Genomic DNA, 14,614 nt, shown 5'->3' on the forward strand with positions numbered 1-14,614 from the left:
CGGCCTTCGGCAGTGGTACACGAAGGCAGGCGGGAGGTTGCGCCAGGTGGTCCGTCCCACGGTGACTTCCTCGAAGGCGGCCTGGGGAAGTTTGGGGGATGGGCCGCCAAGACGGCCGGCACCGGCGAGTACGGGCGTGTCATCATCGGCTTCGGCGGGGCGTCGGGCCGTCGAAGACCTGGAACTCATTGGAAACAATCCTTGTTAATGTCGAATGACAGCCGTCAATATGTGTGCCAGGGCAGTTCCGGTCCAGCGCTGAGGAGCGCGCCATGTCACGCATGCTGGTCTTCATCCTCGTCACCGTCCTCATCGGAGTGTCGCCGCAACCTGCGGCGGCCGATCCGCCGATCACCACCCTGGCGGCGGTCTGCTCGGTGTACTGCGACACACGCGACCCGTCCCAGGCCCGGCAGGACACCTTCCCGGTGCCGGACCGGATCCAGAACGGGCGGCGGATCGCGCTGCACCTGTCCGAGGCGGACGCGATGGCCTGGGGCAGCATCGACGACGGCACGAACGGTGACGCCATCTGGCTGGACCGCAGTTTCGACGGCGGCGCCACCTGGGAGGGCCTGCTCGGGCGGGCCACCGTGCCGGGCAGCTGGACCGGCACCCGGACGCTGATGTACAACCTGGCCGACCCGGCCAGGCATCGCCGAGGGGTGATCCGGGCGTGCGGCGACTCGGCCGGCATCCAGTGCACCGACTGGGTGCGGGCGCGGGCCTGCGACGCGCTCTGCGACGGCGCCGGCGCGGGCACCGCCACCGGAGATCAGCAACCGGTCGGCCCGGCCTCGCTGAGCGGCCGCACCATCGCACTGCACCTGGACACGCGCGGCCTGGCCTGGGCGACCATCGACGGCGGTGCGTCGGGCGACGAGGTCTGGCTGGACCGGTCCTGGAACGAAGGCGCGAGCTGGCCCGGCGGGTCGTCACTCGGCCGGACCTTGGTGCCGTCCGGCGGCACCGGCACCCGGACCACGCTCTTCGCGTCCCGGGACCCGCAGTACCGGCTCTACGGCGGTGCCCTGCGGGCCTGTGGACGCGCGGTCACCGGCAACAACGGCGCCTGCACCGCGTGGGCCCGCCCGGCGCACGACCGCCCGGCCGGTGCTGTGGACGCGCTGATGTATGACTACCGGCCGGACACCGCGTGGTGGCCGTCCAGCTGGTGGAACTCGGCGGTGGCCGTGACGCACGTGATGGACTGGATGCAACGCACCGGACGCACCGACTACCGCTGGATCGTGGACCGGACTTTCGAGGTCAACCGGGTGGCGTTCCCGGCCGGGGTGAAGAGCTCGGATGCGATCGAGGGACATTTCATCAGCCGGGCGATCGACGACGCCGCCTGGTGGGGGATCGCCTGGGTTCAGGCGTACGACCTGACGAGCGACCGCAAGTACCTCGACGAGGCAATCACCATCGCCAATTACGTGCACCAGTTCTGGGACACGTCGACCTGCGGTGGAGGGGTCTGGTGGGACCGCGAGCGCACGTACAAGAACGCGGTCACCGCTGGTCTCTACATCCGCCTCACCGCAGCGTTGCACAACCGGCTGGCCGGCGACACCACCTGGCTCGATCGCGCGACCACCTCCTGGACCTGGTTCACCCGCAGCGCAATGGTGAACGGCTCCAACCTCGTCAACGACGGCCTGACCACCGCCTGCACGAACAACAACCAGCAGGTCTGGACCTACAACCAGGGCCTGGCGGTGGGCGGGTCGCTCGAGGTCTGGCGGGCCACCGGCAACGGTGACGTTCTGGCGTACGCCCGGCGTCTGGCCGACGCGGCGATGACCAGCGGCGCGCTCAGCCCCGGCGGCATTCTCACCGAGGCGTGCGACGCGCCCGACCGGACCTGCGGCGACAACGCGAAGCAGTTCAAGGGCATCTTCATGCGCTACCTGATGGACCTGGCCGATGCCACCGGGGTGACCTCCTACCGGGCGTACGCGCGGGTCCAGTCGGACCGGATCTGGAGCGCCGACCGGGACTCGCTGAACCGGCTCGGACAACGGTGGACCGGGCTGACCTCGTCCGCGTACCCCAATGGGCGCGACTGGCGCACCCAGGCGTCGGCGCTGAGCGCCCTGCTTGCCGCCACCGACCGCCCAGGGGGTCCCACGACGCCGCCGCCCACCACCCCGCCACCCGGCGCGGCTGCCTGGGCGCCGGGTGTTTCCTATGTAGCCGGAGGGATCGCCACCTATGCCGGGATTCGCTATCAATGCCGCCAGCCGCACACGTCTGTCGTCGGCTGGGATCCGCCGAACGTCCCAGCCCTGTGGCTCCGACTGTGACCCGCGCCGGCGCGGACCTGTCCAGTGGCCGGTTCAGCGCTGCTGAGCGCAGCTGGCGACAGAGTCGAGATCCCCACGGCCTGGTCATTCTGCGACTGCGAACTCCATTTCGCCCACGGGGTTCGCGAAGTCGCTGACTCGCAATGACACCTGCAACCGCCACGTTCCGGCTACCGGAAGCATGACCTGGGCCGTGTAGTGGCCCGGTGATACCTGTGTCAACGGGACAGCGCCGAGCGTCGCTCGGTCGGAGGACAGGCGCACCACCGGCGGCGCAACACCCTCCGTGGGTTCACCGTTCGCGGAACTCAGCCGAAGGGTGACACTGTTGGAACCGCGGGTCAGTGGTGCGACGACGGCCCGCACCTCGATGTCGCCCAGAGTTGTCATCCGAGTGCCGGGGTTGGTCTCGGCCACCGCGCTCGCGGGCCCGGAAACGCCCTCGGGGCTGGTGTCGACGAGGAAGCCGGTGATGAGCAGGGCAACAGTAAGGACGGCACCCTCAATGGCGGTGGCGCGCGCGACCGGCCGGGCGAGCGTCTGTCGGTCGGGTTGTTTCGCTGCCCGCTTGAGCCGGGGGAGGAGCGACCACCGGTTCCAGGCCGCGATGGCGAGCGCCGCCAGCACGACGGCGATTTTCGACAGCAGTAGCTGCCCATAACTGGTGTCGACGAGAGCTGTCCAGGACCCGAGGATCCGCCATGCGAGCAGCGAGCCGGTCGCGACCAGGGCCGCGAGAACGCCGGCGGCGGCGGTGGAGAACCGGGCGAGTACCTCGGCCGCGGCGGTGCCACGACGGGAGAGGCCGGGCAATGTCAGTGCCAAGCCGGTGACCCCGCCGAGCCAGATGCCGCCCGCGAGTAGGTGCAGCGCATCCGCAGCGACGGCGAGGAATTCTGGGCTCGCTGCGCGGGTGTGCCCGACCAGCGCAGGAGCCATGGCCGCGATCGCAGCGGCCGCTACCGCTGCGCTGCGTCGCTGTCGTGAGGCGGCCCCGGTGCCGAGCAGAGCCACAGCCACTACTGATCCACCGATCACGGCCGCGGAGACGGCGTAGTCGGTCGGCGGCAAGGAGGCCCATGTCGAGCCTCGGCTGAGCAGGCTCGGCCCGCCGCCGAGCAGATAGACCGCGGCTATCGGCAGAACTGCGAGCCACGCCCCAGCCCCGACGGCCGCGGCGGCACGTGCGGAGATGACCAAACGGCGTCGTGGGCGGTCGGCCCAGGGACCGGTGGGCAGGAGGATGGCGGCGAAGATGACGAGCCCGGTTGCGAGGAGGAGGCCGACATAGCCCACCCAGCGGGTCAGGGTCAGCGGCCAGGGGACCTCCGAGACACTGCTCGGTTCGCTCGAAGAGGGGGTGACGTCGCGGCTGGGCGCGCCGACGGAGAAGGTGAGGGCGCCGCCGATGGGGTGCCCGTCGTCGGAGATGACGCGCCAGGTGATCACGGCCGTACCGTTGCCCAGTTGTTCGGACAGATTGACGTCGAGCTTGGCGCCCTCGACTGTCGCCCTCGCTTCGACCGGCTCACCCTGGGAGTCGAAGACCTGAACACCGTTCGGTACGCCGCGCACGGCCTCGTTGAATGTGAACAGGACCTGGTTGGGTGCGGTCTGGAGAATTGCGCCTTCGGCCGGGTCGGTGCTGATCAGGTTGGCGTGGGCGTACGCCGGCCGGGAAATGCCGAGCAGCATCGCGGGCACCAGGACCAGCATCAGCAGTGCCGTTCTCCGGACTCGCCGCGGTCGCCGGTCGATCATGTGCGGCGGCGCTGCCGAACAAGCGCTGCGCTACCGAGCAGCGAGCCGAGGAGGCCGGCCGCCAGTGCGGCGAGTGTCAGCGCGTTGTCCTTTCCTGCCGCCGGCGTCGCAGCACGCACCTGCTCGGCGGTCACGTGGTGGTGCGTGCCCCCAGCAGGTTCGGAGATGGTGAAGCTGGGGGCGGGCAACTCGAGTTCCCCGACGGTATGCGCGTCCTGCGGTACTTCTATCCAGGCCGATTCGCCCTGTTCGCAGGTCTGGATGGTCGGAAACACCAGTGTGGTTCCGCTGGCTTCGGGCAGCTGGACCGCGAGCTCGAACACCTCGCGGTACCCGTCCGGGAGCGGGGTGTCCGTGCTGAACGTGACCGAGGCGACCCGTTCCACGATCTTGTTCCCGTGTGGGTCGACAGCAGGCGGGTCGACCTTCTCGGTCTTCTTGGCGACCTTCCACAGCGCTGTGCGGGTGGGGGTCACCGAGGTGATCTGCGCCGGGATCTGGACGGTGACGCTGGTGGTGGGCGACGTTCCGCAGCCGTGCCCGACACCGAACTGGAGGACAGCGTGGGCGCCGGCAGCGGTCGTGGAAGGGGTGACGGTGACGTGGGCCCTCGCTGGGGAAGCGATACCAACCAGGCCGACGGTCAGCGTGGCGGCGCCGATTCGCTGAATACCCCGCGACCGCGTCCGGGCCGAACGACGGCGGTCGTGCTCGACAGTCGGGGGCTGGGCAGATGCTCTGTCATCGCGCCGCATGTCGCATCCTCGCGCGTCAGGACGAGTCGGCTCGCCGTGTTGATCCGGGGGAGGTTCGTCGACTGTGATCAGAGGGATTGGATCAGCAGGCAGAATTCATGTCAAGGATGTGAACCATGATTGGACCGCGCATTGCGGCGCCCTGAGTAGCGCTGTAACGTTCGTTCACGTTGGTGAACCGAAGTCCGCAGCGTGAACGACTGATAGGAGGGGCCGCCATGCCCAACATCACCGTCGAGTTGCTCGCAGGCCGGTCCTTGGAGCAGCGCAAGGCGTTCGCGCGGGCCGTGACCGACAGTGCCGTCGAGATCCTCGGCGCCCGTCAGCAGGACGTCCGCATGGTGTTCACCGAGATCACGGCGGATGTCGTGGCCAATGGAGGCGTACTGGCCAGCGAGGACGCCTCCCGCGCCGGCGTGTTGGCCGCGCTCGACAAGAACTGAGGTCGCCGACGCCGCGCAGCGCGGTCGCGCGGCGCAGCGGTTTGATCAGGGTTACGTTGCCTGCGACAGGCGGCGACACTGTGGTCTCCTGCCTGTCGCCTCGATCAGGCGGACGACGCCGACACCGAGAGGTTGCCGTAGCCCGCATCCTCGGTGTCGGCGTCGCGTGCTGTCGGCGGATGATCCGCGGCATCGTGTTCCCGGGTCAGCGCATCAACCCGTTGTCACGCATCGCCGACAGGCGAGCCTTCACACTCAGCAGGGTCTCGATGATGAAGTCCTCCCGCCCTTGGCCGAGGCGGCTGACCGGGACTGCGACGCTCAGCGCGTCAACCGATCGGTGGGAGAAGGGCATGGTGACGCCGAAGCAGCGTACGCCGAGGCAGGATTCCTCGCTTTCCTCTGCGTAGCCGAGCTGGCCGGCCTTCCCGATGATCGCCATTAGGAGGTCCCGGTCGGTGATCGTCTGGGTGGTGACGGGCTTGATCTGGTGGGGGACGAGTGTGTCACGGACGTCTTCGGGCAGCTCTGCGAGAATCGCCCGACCGAGTGCCGTCATGTAGGCGGGAAGGCGGCGGCCAACAGCCGAGTACATGCGCAACGGATGCTTGGACTCGCGCTTGGCGGTGTAGATGATCTCCGCGCCCTCCAGGCGACCGAGGTGCACCGTCTCCTCGGTGGCCGCCGCGATCTCGTCCATCACCGAGCTGGCGCGCGACAGCACCGGGTCGCCGTCGAGATAGGCGGAGCTGACCGTCAGCGTGTGCACTCCGAGTCGGTAGACGCTGCCGGTCTCGTCGGTGTCCAGCCAACCGCGCGAGCACATGGTGCGCAAAAGCGCGTGCAGACTGCTCTTCGGGATGCCGAGGCGCGTCGCCAGCTGCAGTTGGGTGCCGGGACCGTTGGCGGCGATGTCGTCCAGAGCGTCGAGGACTCGTGCCGCAGATTTGACCTGCGAGGTGGCGGAGCCGTTGGCCGTCTTCTCCCTGTCCACCGAGACCTCCTGAGCAGTCGACACGCCTTCGTTTGAGATCGCACCACCCTACACCCGTTCACATAGAGGAACACGCTTCGGCCCCTTGACCTGTGATCGGAGCCATAGGTATCGTCGCGCTCAGTTCATATAGCTGAACGCGGTTCACAAACGAGGAGAGTTCCTTGATTGAGGTTAGGTACTCCGCATCGCCCTCCGCCGTGGAGACGGCGACGAATGCGGACCTGCGCAAGAACTTCCTCGTGGAGAACCTGTTCCGCATCGGCGAGGTGCACGGGGTGTACACCCACGACGACCGGCTGGTTGTCGGCGGTGCGGTGCCCGGCGCCGGTCAGCTCCAGCTGCCGGCCTGGGACGTGCTCGGCACCACCTCGCACCTGGCCCGCCGCGAGCTCGGCATCGTCAACGTCGGGCAGCCCGGCCACGTGCTCGTCAACAATGAGAAGTTCGAGCTCGGCCACCTCGACGGACTGTTCGTCGGCCGTGGCAACGAGGTCGTCTTCGAAGGCCCCGACGCCGCGTTCTACTTCGTCTCCGCCCCGGCACACGCGGTCTACCCCACCGCCCTGCTGAACCACTCGGCGATCGAGCCGGTCAAGCTGGGCACGCCTCAAGGCGCCAACGAACGCCACCTCTATCGGTACGCCTGGGGCCAGGAACTCCAGACGTCGGTTCTCCAATTCGGCGTGACGGTCATCGCCGACGGCTCCGTGTGGAACACCTTTCCGCCGCATCTGCATGACCGGCGTACCGAGGTCTACCTGTACGTCGATCTCGACGACAAGGACCGGGTCTTCCACCTGATGGGCCGGCCCGGCGCCGCCCGCCACCTCGTCATGCGCAACCACGAGGCCGTCATCTCGCCGCCGTGGTCGATCCACTCGGGCGTCGGCACCGGCTCGTACGCCTTCATCTGGGCCATGGGGGGAGAGAACAACGAGTACACCGACTTGACCCCGGTGGCCCTGGAGGACCTGTGACCACCCAGACTGCCGCCGCGGTGCGCTCGCCGTTCGACCTGCACGGCCGCTGCGCCGTCGTGACCGGCGCCGGCCGCGGCCTGGGACAGGCCATCGCTCGTGGGCTCGCCCAGGCAGGAGCCGACCTGGTTCTCCTGGGCCGACCGGGATCCCAGTCGTCCACGCGGGACCAGGTGGCGGACCTCGGTGGTGACGTGGAGATCGTCGATCTCGACATCAGCGACCACGACGCCGTCGAGCGGGTCGCCGCCGAAGTGACCAGCAACCGCCAGGTGGACATTCTGATCAACAACGCCGGCGTCATCGACCGCGCCGACTCGGTCGATGTGAGTCAGCAGTCGTGGCACCGTGTGGTCGACATCAATCTGACCGGCGTCTTCCTCCTCTGCCAGCAGTTCGGGCACCCCATGACCGAGCGCGGGCAGGGAAAGATAGTCAGCGTCGCCAGCCTCCTCTCCTTTCAGGGCGGGCTCCGTGTGGCGGCGTACACCGCCAGCAAACACGGTGTCGCCGGCATCACCAAGGCGCTGGCGAACGAGTGGGGCCCGCTCGGGGTGCAGGTCAACGCCATCGCACCCGGTTACATGGCCACCGACAACACGACCGCGCTGCGCGAGGACCCCGACCGTTCCCGGTCCATCCTCGAACGCATCCCCGCTGGCCGCTGGGGAGACGCCACCGACGTCGCCGGAGCGGCCGTCTTCCTGAGTTCCGCCGCCGCCGACTACGTCAACGGCCATGTCCTGGTCGTCGACGGAGGCTGGATGGCCCGCTGACCGCGGCCTTTCCCGTACCGAACAAGCAGTTTCCTTTGGAAAATGGAGGATCGACAATGAAGCTCCGCACTCGTCCCAGTGCAGCCATCATGAGCCTGTCGCTGGCGGCGGCCGTCCTTGCCGGTTGCACCGAGGAGGCCGCCGGAGGAAACGACACTGCCGGCGCTGCCGCCGGTGCCTGCGCACCGACCGACGTCAGGCTGGTGGGACAGGTTCGTAACGAGTCCAACCCCTACGAGGCCTCGTGGCTCACCGGCGGCGATGCCTTCGCCAAGACGGTCGGCCTCACCCAGGAGCGCCTCACCTACGACGGCGACTCCACCAAGCAGCAGGAGCAGATCAGCCAGATCCTCGCCGGCAACACCAAGTGCCTGGTCATGAATGTGCTGCCCAACGGCGACTCGGACACCGCGCCGATCGTCAAGGGCGCCGACCAGGCCGGCGCCTACCTCGTCACCCAGTGGAACAAGCCGGCCGACCTGCGCCCGGCCGACCACGACACGTGGCTCAGCCACATCACCTACAACGGCGTCGAGTCGGGCCAGCAGATCGGTGACGCGCTCGCCGCTGCGATCGGAGGCTCGGGTGGCATCATCGCGCTGCAAGGTGTCCTTGACACCGCGGCCGCCAAGGACCGGTTCACCGGCCTCGAGACGTCGCTCAAGAAGAACACCGGCGTCAAACTGCTCGACCAGCAGGCCGCCAACTTCTCGCGCGCCGAGGCGCTCACCGTCACCAAGACGCTGCTGACCAAACACGGCGACAAACTCAAGGGCATCTGGGCCGCCAACGACGACATGGCCCTCGGCGCTCTGGAGGCACTCCAGCAGGCAGGTCGGGCCGGCAAGGTGGCGGTCGTCGGTATCGACGCCGTTCCGGACGCCGTCAGCGCCGTCCAGAGCGGAACCATGACCGCCACCGTCTCCAGCGACGGCGCGTGGCAGGGTGGGATCGGTCTGGCGATCGGCTTCTGCGTCGCCACCGGCAAGCTGTCGGTCAAGGACATCGCCGCTGACAACCGGGCGTTCTTCGCCGAGCAGTTCCTGATCACCAAGGACAACGCCGCCAACTTCGCGCAGCCGAAGACGAACCCATCGGACTTCGAGTGCGGCAACGTCTTCAACCGTGTGGCCGGGCCCCTGACGTGACAATGACTTCCGAGGTCGTCACCGCTCCTCGCCGCCAGTCCCGGCGAGGGGCGTCGTTTCGAGACGTTGGCCCATCGGTCGCGCTGATCGTCATCTTCGTGATGTTCGCGGCCTTGAGCCCACAGTTCCGCAGCATCGACAACGTCCGGAACATCGTGGACGCGGCCGCCGTGCTCGCCGTCGTCACCTGCGGCATCACGTTCGTGCTGATGATGGGGTCCATCGATCTCTCGGCCGCCGGTGTGATGGGCGCCTCCGCCCTGACCGTGTCGCTGCTGGTGGCCAACAATCGCAACGACAACGACTTCGGGCTCTGGGGAATCGTGGTGGCCGTCCTGCTGGGCTGCGCTTTCGGTTGCCTGAGCGGGCTCGCACTGGTTCTCTTGAAGGTTCCCTCGTTCATGGGCACGCTGGGGGTTTCGGCCGTCGGGCTCGGCGTCGCGACCCTGATGTTCGCCGGCGTCCAGCCCAACATCTCTGATGCCATGCTCGAAAGCTGGGCGATCGAGCGCCTCCTGGGGTTCTCCTACCTCACCTGGATCGCCGTCGCGTGTGTCCTGGTGGGCTGGCTCGTTCAGCGCTACACCCGGCTCGGTCGCTACGCCTACGCCATTGGCGGCGCCGAGGAAGTCCTCACGCTCTCGGGTATCAGGGTGAAACCGTACAAGGTCGCGGTCTTCACCCTGGCCGGCGCCTTCTACGGCCTGGGCGGTGTCATGGTGACCAGCCAGCTCGGCGCTGGCCTCGTGCAGGCCGGCGACGGATACGACTTCTCCGCCATCACCGCCGCCGTCGTCGGCGGCACCCTGCTCACCGGAGGCCGGGGCGGCATCCTGCACTCCGCCGTCGGTGTCGTGCTCGTCATGGTGCTCACGAACGGTCTCGTGCAGGTCGGGGTCAGTCCCTACTGGCAGAGCGGTGTCGAGGGCCTCATCGTCGTGGCCGCGGTCGCCGCCGCCGTCATCCCTCAGCGTCGACGAAATCAGGTGGTCAAGTGAGCGCGAGGAGTGAGCCGGGTTTGCGAGCCCCGCAGTCGCGAACAGAGGCGGATCAGTGAGCGTCTCCGTCGGGCCGGAGCCCATGACGTCCACGCCGGTGTCGGCGCTCGAGATCCGCGGCCTGGTCAAGCACTACCCGGGCGTGAAGGCTCTCGACGGCGTCGACCTGGTGGTCCGGCAGCATGAGGTCCTCGGTCTGGTTGGCGAGAATGGCGCGGGCAAGTCCACGCTGCTCAAGGCGTTGGTTGGCCTTGTCGCCCCGGACGCCGGTCAGATCTGTGTCCGTGGCGAGCCGGTCAGACTGCGCAGCGTCGTCGACGCCGCCGACCACGGCATCGGGATGGTCTTCCAGGAACAGTCTCTGGTGCCCAACCTGACCGCTGCGGAGAACATCGTCCTCGGCAGCGAAGGAAACGCGGTCCGGCGGGGCATCTACCGCTGGGACGCCATGCGTCGCCTGGCCCAGACGCAACTCGACAAGCTCGGGTCGGACATCGACGCCCTCGCTCGTACCGACACGCTCAGCTTCGCCGACCGGCAGATGGTCGAGATCGCCAAGGTGCTGCGCATCGAGGAGCGCAGCCAGCACCCGCCGGTCATCATCCTGGACGAGCCGACCTCGGTCCTGGAGTCGAAGGAGATCGACACCCTCTTCGCGCAGATCCGTCGGCTGCGCGAGTTCGCCTCGGTCGTGTTCGTCTCGCACCGTCTCGACGAGGTGCTCAATGTGTGCGACCGCGTCGTCGTGCTGCGCGGCGGCCGGTCGGTCGGCGAGGTCGCCACGGCAGGCGCCGTCCCGCGCGAACTGCACCGGATGATGATCGGGTCCACCGGATCCGACGATCACTACCACGAGAACGCCGCCGAGCGCATCGGGGCCGAGCAGCCTCGGCTGTCCGTACGCGGGCTGTCGGGCAGGTCGTTTCACGACGTCGACCTGGACGTCGCGGTCGGCGAGATCGTGGCGATCGTCGGCGTCCACGGGTCCGGACGCGAGGACATCTGCCGCGCCCTGTTCGGCGCCGAGCCAACGACAGCCGGCGAGATCCGGATGGACGGCAAGAAGATCGTCCTGCCCAACACCCGCGCCGCGTGCGCCGCCGGCATCGGCTACGTGCCGGCCGAACGCAAGATCGAGGGCATGGTCGGCTCGATGTCGGTGGCCGAGAACATGACCCTGACCAAACAGAAGGCCCGCTGCGCGGGCCCGTTCGTGGCACCCAGGAAACAGGCCACTCTCGTGGACAGCTGGATCCGCCGGCTGTCCATCCGAACCCCGGGCCGGGACACCGCCATCCAGCGGCTCTCCGGCGGCAACCAGCAGAAGGTGGTCCTCGCCCGATGGCTCGTCGGCGGCGACATCCGGCTGCTCTTACTGGATCACCCGACGCGCGGCCTGGACATCGGCGCCCGCTCGGAGGTGTACCGGCTGATGCGCGAACTCGCCGCAAGCGGAGTCGCCACCGTGCTGTTGGCCGACAGCCTTGAGGAGGCAATCGGCATGGCCGACCGGATCCTGGTCATGAACGACGGACGGGTCGCCACCGAGGTCGCCTGCCCGAACGGCGGCAAGCCGAGCCCTCTGGACCTCGTGAAAGAAATGGTATGAGCACTGACGTCGCCATGCACCCGGCCACCGAACCCGCCACCGTCGGAGCGAGGCCCCGCCTCAGCGAACGACTCACCGGGTTCATGCCGCTCATCGCCCTGGTAGCGCTGGTGACCGCTCTCACCATCGCCGACCCGGATTTCCTGACTCAGCGGAGCCTGACCGCCGCAGCACGGACCGCCGCGCCTCTCATCGTGCTCGCTGCGGGGGCGACACTCGTCGTCCTCTGCGGTGGGATCGATCTCTCCATCGCGGCGTTGGCCTCGCTGTCGACAGTCTTTCTGGCCCTGTGGCTGCCGGACCTCGGTGCCCTGGCCACGCCGGCCGTCATCGGAGTCGCGGCGACGATCGGCGCGGTGCAGGGCGTGGCCCACGTGCTGCTGCGGATTCCGTCGTTCATCGTCACCCTCGGCGGGTTGAGCATCCTCTCCGCAGTCGCCCTCGTCGTCTCCGGTGCCGGCACCGTGCGGGTCGTGGACGACTCGACGGTCAGGTGGCTCGACCTCTACGTCGGCGGCTACGTGCCGATGTCGGTCGCGGTGGCGGTCATCGTCGTGGCCCTGATCGCCGTGGTCCTGAAGGTGACCCCGCTGCACAGTTGGATCTCCGCGACCGGCTACTCGGAGTCGGCCGCGCGGCTCGCCGGCACGCCCGTCGATCTGGTCAAGATCGGTGCGTTCTGTGTCTCCGGGGCCTGCGCCGGACTCGCCGCAGTCATGCTGGTCTCCCGGCAGTTCAGCGGCGGTCCCACCATGGCCGACAACCTTCTTCTGCCGGCGGTCGCGGCGATCGTCGTCGGAGGCACCGCCATCACCGGTGGTCACGGCAGCGTGTGGCGAAGCCTCGCCGGCGCGCTCGTCGTGACCCTGCTCCGGGTCGGCCTGCCGATCGTCGGTGTGCCGTCCGCCTACGAGCAGATCCTCTACGGCGCGATCATCGTCGTCGCCGTCGCACTCACCCTCGACAGGTCGAAAATCTCGATCATCAAGTAACCGGTTCAGCCCACCCCGATACGGAAGGCCACCATGCCCCACGAGAACCCCGCTCTGCTGCCCGCCGTCCGCTCGTTCCTCTCCGCACCCAAGCAGTTGCTCATCGGCGGCGAGTGGGTGGACGCGAAGGACGGCAGAACCTTCGCCACCGTCAACCCGTCCACCGAGGAGGAGCTCGTCCAGGTCGCGTACGCATCGGCGGTCGACGTGGATCGCGCGGTGGTGGCGGCTCGTACGGCGTTCGAGTCTCCCTCTCCCTGGTCGAAGATGACTCCGCGCGACCGCTCCCACCTGCTGTGGCGGATCGGCGATCTCATCGAGGCCCACGCCGACGAGTTCGCCCAGTTGGAGGCCCTCGACAACGGCAAGCGCGTCGACGCGGCCCGCAACGGTGACATCGCGGTGGCCGCCGAGCTCTTCCGTTACTTCGCGGGCTGGGCGACCAAGATGGAGGGCACGACCATCCCGATGTCCGTGCCGGGTCGCGACTTCCACGCCTACACCCGCCGCGAGGCGATCGGCGTCGTAGCGGGCATCGTGCCGTGGAACTTCCCGTTGCTGATGGCCTGCTTCAAGATTGTCCCGGCCATCACCGCGGGCAACACCGTCATCCTCAAGCCGGCCGAGCAGACCCCGTTGACAGCCCTGCGCCTCGGTGAGCTCCTGCTCGAGGCCGGTGTGCCCGGCGGCGTCGTGAACATCCTGCCGGGCTTCGGTGACACCGGCGCCGCGCTGGTCGACCACCCCGGTGTCGACAAGGTCGCTTTCACCGGCAGCACCGAGGTCGGCAAGAAGATCGCCGCGGCGGCCTCGGTCAACCTCAAGAAGGTCTCCCTCGAGCTCGGCGGCAAGGCGCCCAACATCGTCTTCAATGACGCCGATATCGACGCCGCCATCGCCGGAGCGGTGCTGGGTGGCTACTTCAACGAGGGGCAGTGCTGCGTGAACGGCTCGCGCCTCTACGTCCAGCGCGGTGTCTTCGACCGGGTCGTCGAGGGAGTGGCCGCCGCCGCGCGCGCGATCACGGTGGGCGATGGCTTCGACCCGGCTTCGCAGATGGGCCCTCTGGTTTCACGCGAGCAGCACGAGAAGGTGCTGGGCTACATCCGTGGTGCGGTACGCGACGGTGCCAATCTCAACGCGGGAAGCGCCGACGCGGTCGGTGATCGCGGTTTCTTCGTGTCGCCGACGCTCATCACCGGCGTCAACGAGCAGATGGCGGTGCAGACCGACGAGATCTTCGGTCCGGTCGTGACTGCGGTCCCGTTCGACACCGAGGACGAGGTGGTCGCGGCCGCGAACAACACGGTGTACGGGCTCGCCGCGGGTGTCTGGTCGACGAACATCGGTACGGCGCATCGCGTCGGTGCCCGTCTGCGGGCCGGCACTGTGTGGCTCAACACGTGGCATGCCGACGATGTCACCCTGCCGCGCGGTGGCTTCAAGCAGTCGGGCTGGGGCCGCGAGCTCGGGTCGTTCGGCCTGGACGACTACACCGAGCTCAAGACCGTCATCGCCGAGTTGCGATAAGCGTCGTCATCGACATGTTGCGGTGGTGCCGGCTGTCGTCCTGAAGGGTGCCGCGTACACCGATGACCTCGGCGCTGCCTTGGTCGCCGGAGCAGAGGACAGGCCCGGCAGGGTTGAACGGAAATAGGCTCCGCGTCATTCGCTGGAGTCTATTTTTGTCGGGACATGATTCACATATGGGAACTGCATTGATTTCGGTTCAAGTATATAGACGTAGTTCTTGACTATGCATCCATGGGCGTCATACGTTCAGGCCCTCCGGTGGCGGTGGCCGTCCCCACCGCCATGTCAGCCGAACCTCGAGGGATCTCTTATGAAA

General features: G+C 68.1%; 12 protein-coding genes. 9 read left to right on the forward strand and 3 right to left on the reverse strand.

The window, feature by feature from the left end; all coding sequences use genetic code 11:
• Nucleotides 1-272: 272 nt before the first annotated feature.
• Nucleotides 273-2,309, forward strand: a complete 2,037-nt coding sequence (locus ABZS40_RS25060) for a glycoside hydrolase family 76 protein (protein WP_354945875.1) — start codon at nt 273-275, stop codon at nt 2,307-2,309.
• 84 nt (nt 2,310-2,393) lie between these two features.
• On the opposite strand, the gene ABZS40_RS25065 is transcribed toward ABZS40_RS25060, so the two are convergent.
• Nucleotides 2,394-4,025: a copper resistance protein CopC gene (locus tag ABZS40_RS25065; RefSeq protein ID WP_354945876.1), complete on the reverse strand. Its 1,632-nt coding sequence runs from the start codon at nt 4,023-4,025 to the stop codon at nt 2,394-2,396.
• Nucleotides 4,026-4,066: 41 nt separating this feature from the next.
• Complete coding sequence (locus ABZS40_RS25070) at nt 4,067-4,825, reverse strand: YcnI family protein (RefSeq protein ID WP_354945877.1); 759 nt, start codon at nt 4,823-4,825, stop codon at nt 4,067-4,069.
• Nucleotides 4,826-5,043: 218 nt separating this feature from the next.
• Between ABZS40_RS25070 and ABZS40_RS25075 the strand changes: the two genes are divergently transcribed.
• Nucleotides 5,044-5,268, forward strand: coding sequence for a tautomerase family protein (locus ABZS40_RS25075; RefSeq protein WP_354945879.1), 225 nt, complete (start codon nt 5,044-5,046; stop codon nt 5,266-5,268).
• Nucleotides 5,269-5,473: 205 nt separating this feature from the next.
• Here ABZS40_RS25075 and ABZS40_RS25080 read toward each other — a convergent pair whose 3' ends face one another.
• The gene (locus ABZS40_RS25080) at nt 5,474-6,262 is read right to left on the reverse strand and encodes an IclR family transcriptional regulator (RefSeq protein ID WP_354945880.1); all 789 of its coding nucleotides are present in this window, start codon (nt 6,260-6,262) and stop codon (nt 5,474-5,476) included.
• A 164-nt stretch (nt 6,263-6,426) separates the two neighbouring features.
• Between ABZS40_RS25080 and kduI the strand changes: the two genes are divergently transcribed.
• Genes kduI through ABZS40_RS25115 form a run of 7 tightly spaced genes read left to right on the forward strand, consistent with a single transcriptional unit; the run spans nt 6,427 to nt 14,295 of the window.
• Nucleotides 6,427-7,242 (forward strand): 5-dehydro-4-deoxy-D-glucuronate isomerase, encoded by an 816-nt coding sequence (gene kduI / locus ABZS40_RS25085; protein ID WP_354945882.1) that lies wholly within the window; start codon nt 6,427-6,429, stop codon nt 7,240-7,242.
• The gene (kduD, locus tag ABZS40_RS25090) at nt 7,239-8,018 is read left to right on the forward strand and encodes a 2-dehydro-3-deoxy-D-gluconate 5-dehydrogenase KduD (RefSeq protein ID WP_354945884.1); all 780 of its coding nucleotides are present in this window, start codon (nt 7,239-7,241) and stop codon (nt 8,016-8,018) included. The genes kduI and kduD overlap by 4 nt, the downstream gene beginning before the upstream one ends.
• A gap of 56 nt (nt 8,019-8,074) precedes the next feature.
• Nucleotides 8,075-9,166 (forward strand): sugar ABC transporter substrate-binding protein, encoded by a 1,092-nt coding sequence (locus tag ABZS40_RS25095; protein ID WP_354945886.1) that lies wholly within the window; start codon nt 8,075-8,077, stop codon nt 9,164-9,166.
• A 2-nt stretch (nt 9,167-9,168) separates the two neighbouring features.
• Nucleotides 9,169-10,164: an ABC transporter permease gene (locus ABZS40_RS25100; RefSeq protein ID WP_354945888.1), complete on the forward strand. Its 996-nt coding sequence runs from the start codon at nt 9,169-9,171 to the stop codon at nt 10,162-10,164.
• A 55-nt stretch (nt 10,165-10,219) separates the two neighbouring features.
• On the forward strand, nt 10,220-11,773 hold the full coding sequence (locus tag ABZS40_RS25105) for a sugar ABC transporter ATP-binding protein (protein ID WP_354945890.1): 1,554 nt from the start codon (nt 10,220-10,222) through the stop codon (nt 11,771-11,773).
• The gene (locus ABZS40_RS25110) at nt 11,770-12,765 is read left to right on the forward strand and encodes an ABC transporter permease (protein ID WP_354945892.1); all 996 of its coding nucleotides are present in this window, start codon (nt 11,770-11,772) and stop codon (nt 12,763-12,765) included. The genes ABZS40_RS25105 and ABZS40_RS25110 overlap by 4 nt, the downstream gene beginning before the upstream one ends.
• A gap of 33 nt (nt 12,766-12,798) precedes the next feature.
• Entirely contained in the window at nt 12,799-14,295 is a 1,497-nt protein-coding gene (locus ABZS40_RS25115) for an aldehyde dehydrogenase family protein (protein ID WP_354945894.1), read from the forward strand.
• The last annotated feature ends 319 nt before the right edge of the window (nt 14,296-14,614 follow it).

Origin of the sequence: Micromonospora sp. NPDC005324 (assembly GCF_040607155.1) — a bacterium.
GTDB lineage: Bacteria > Actinomycetota > Actinomycetes > Mycobacteriales > Micromonosporaceae > Micromonospora > Micromonospora trifolii.

Coding starts and splice junctions, on each gene's coding strand:
- ABZS40_RS25075 (WP_354945879.1), top strand. CDS start 5,044: ATGCCCAACATCACCGTCGAGTTGCTCGCAGGCCGGTCCTTGGAGCAG.
- ABZS40_RS25065 (WP_354945876.1), bottom strand. CDS start 4,025: ATGCTGGTCCTGGTGCCCGCGATGCTGCTCGGCATTTCCCGGCCGGCG.
- ABZS40_RS25060 (WP_354945875.1), top strand. CDS start 273: ATGTCACGCATGCTGGTCTTCATCCTCGTCACCGTCCTCATCGGAGTG.
- ABZS40_RS25115 (WP_354945894.1), top strand. CDS start 12,799: ATGCCCCACGAGAACCCCGCTCTGCTGCCCGCCGTCCGCTCGTTCCTC.
- ABZS40_RS25095 (WP_354945886.1), top strand. CDS start 8,075: ATGAAGCTCCGCACTCGTCCCAGTGCAGCCATCATGAGCCTGTCGCTG.
- ABZS40_RS25100 (WP_354945888.1), top strand. CDS start 9,169: ATGACTTCCGAGGTCGTCACCGCTCCTCGCCGCCAGTCCCGGCGAGGG.
- ABZS40_RS25110 (WP_354945892.1), top strand. CDS start 11,770: ATGAGCACTGACGTCGCCATGCACCCGGCCACCGAACCCGCCACCGTC.
- ABZS40_RS25070 (WP_354945877.1), bottom strand. CDS start 4,825: ATGCGGCGCGATGACAGAGCATCTGCCCAGCCCCCGACTGTCGAGCAC.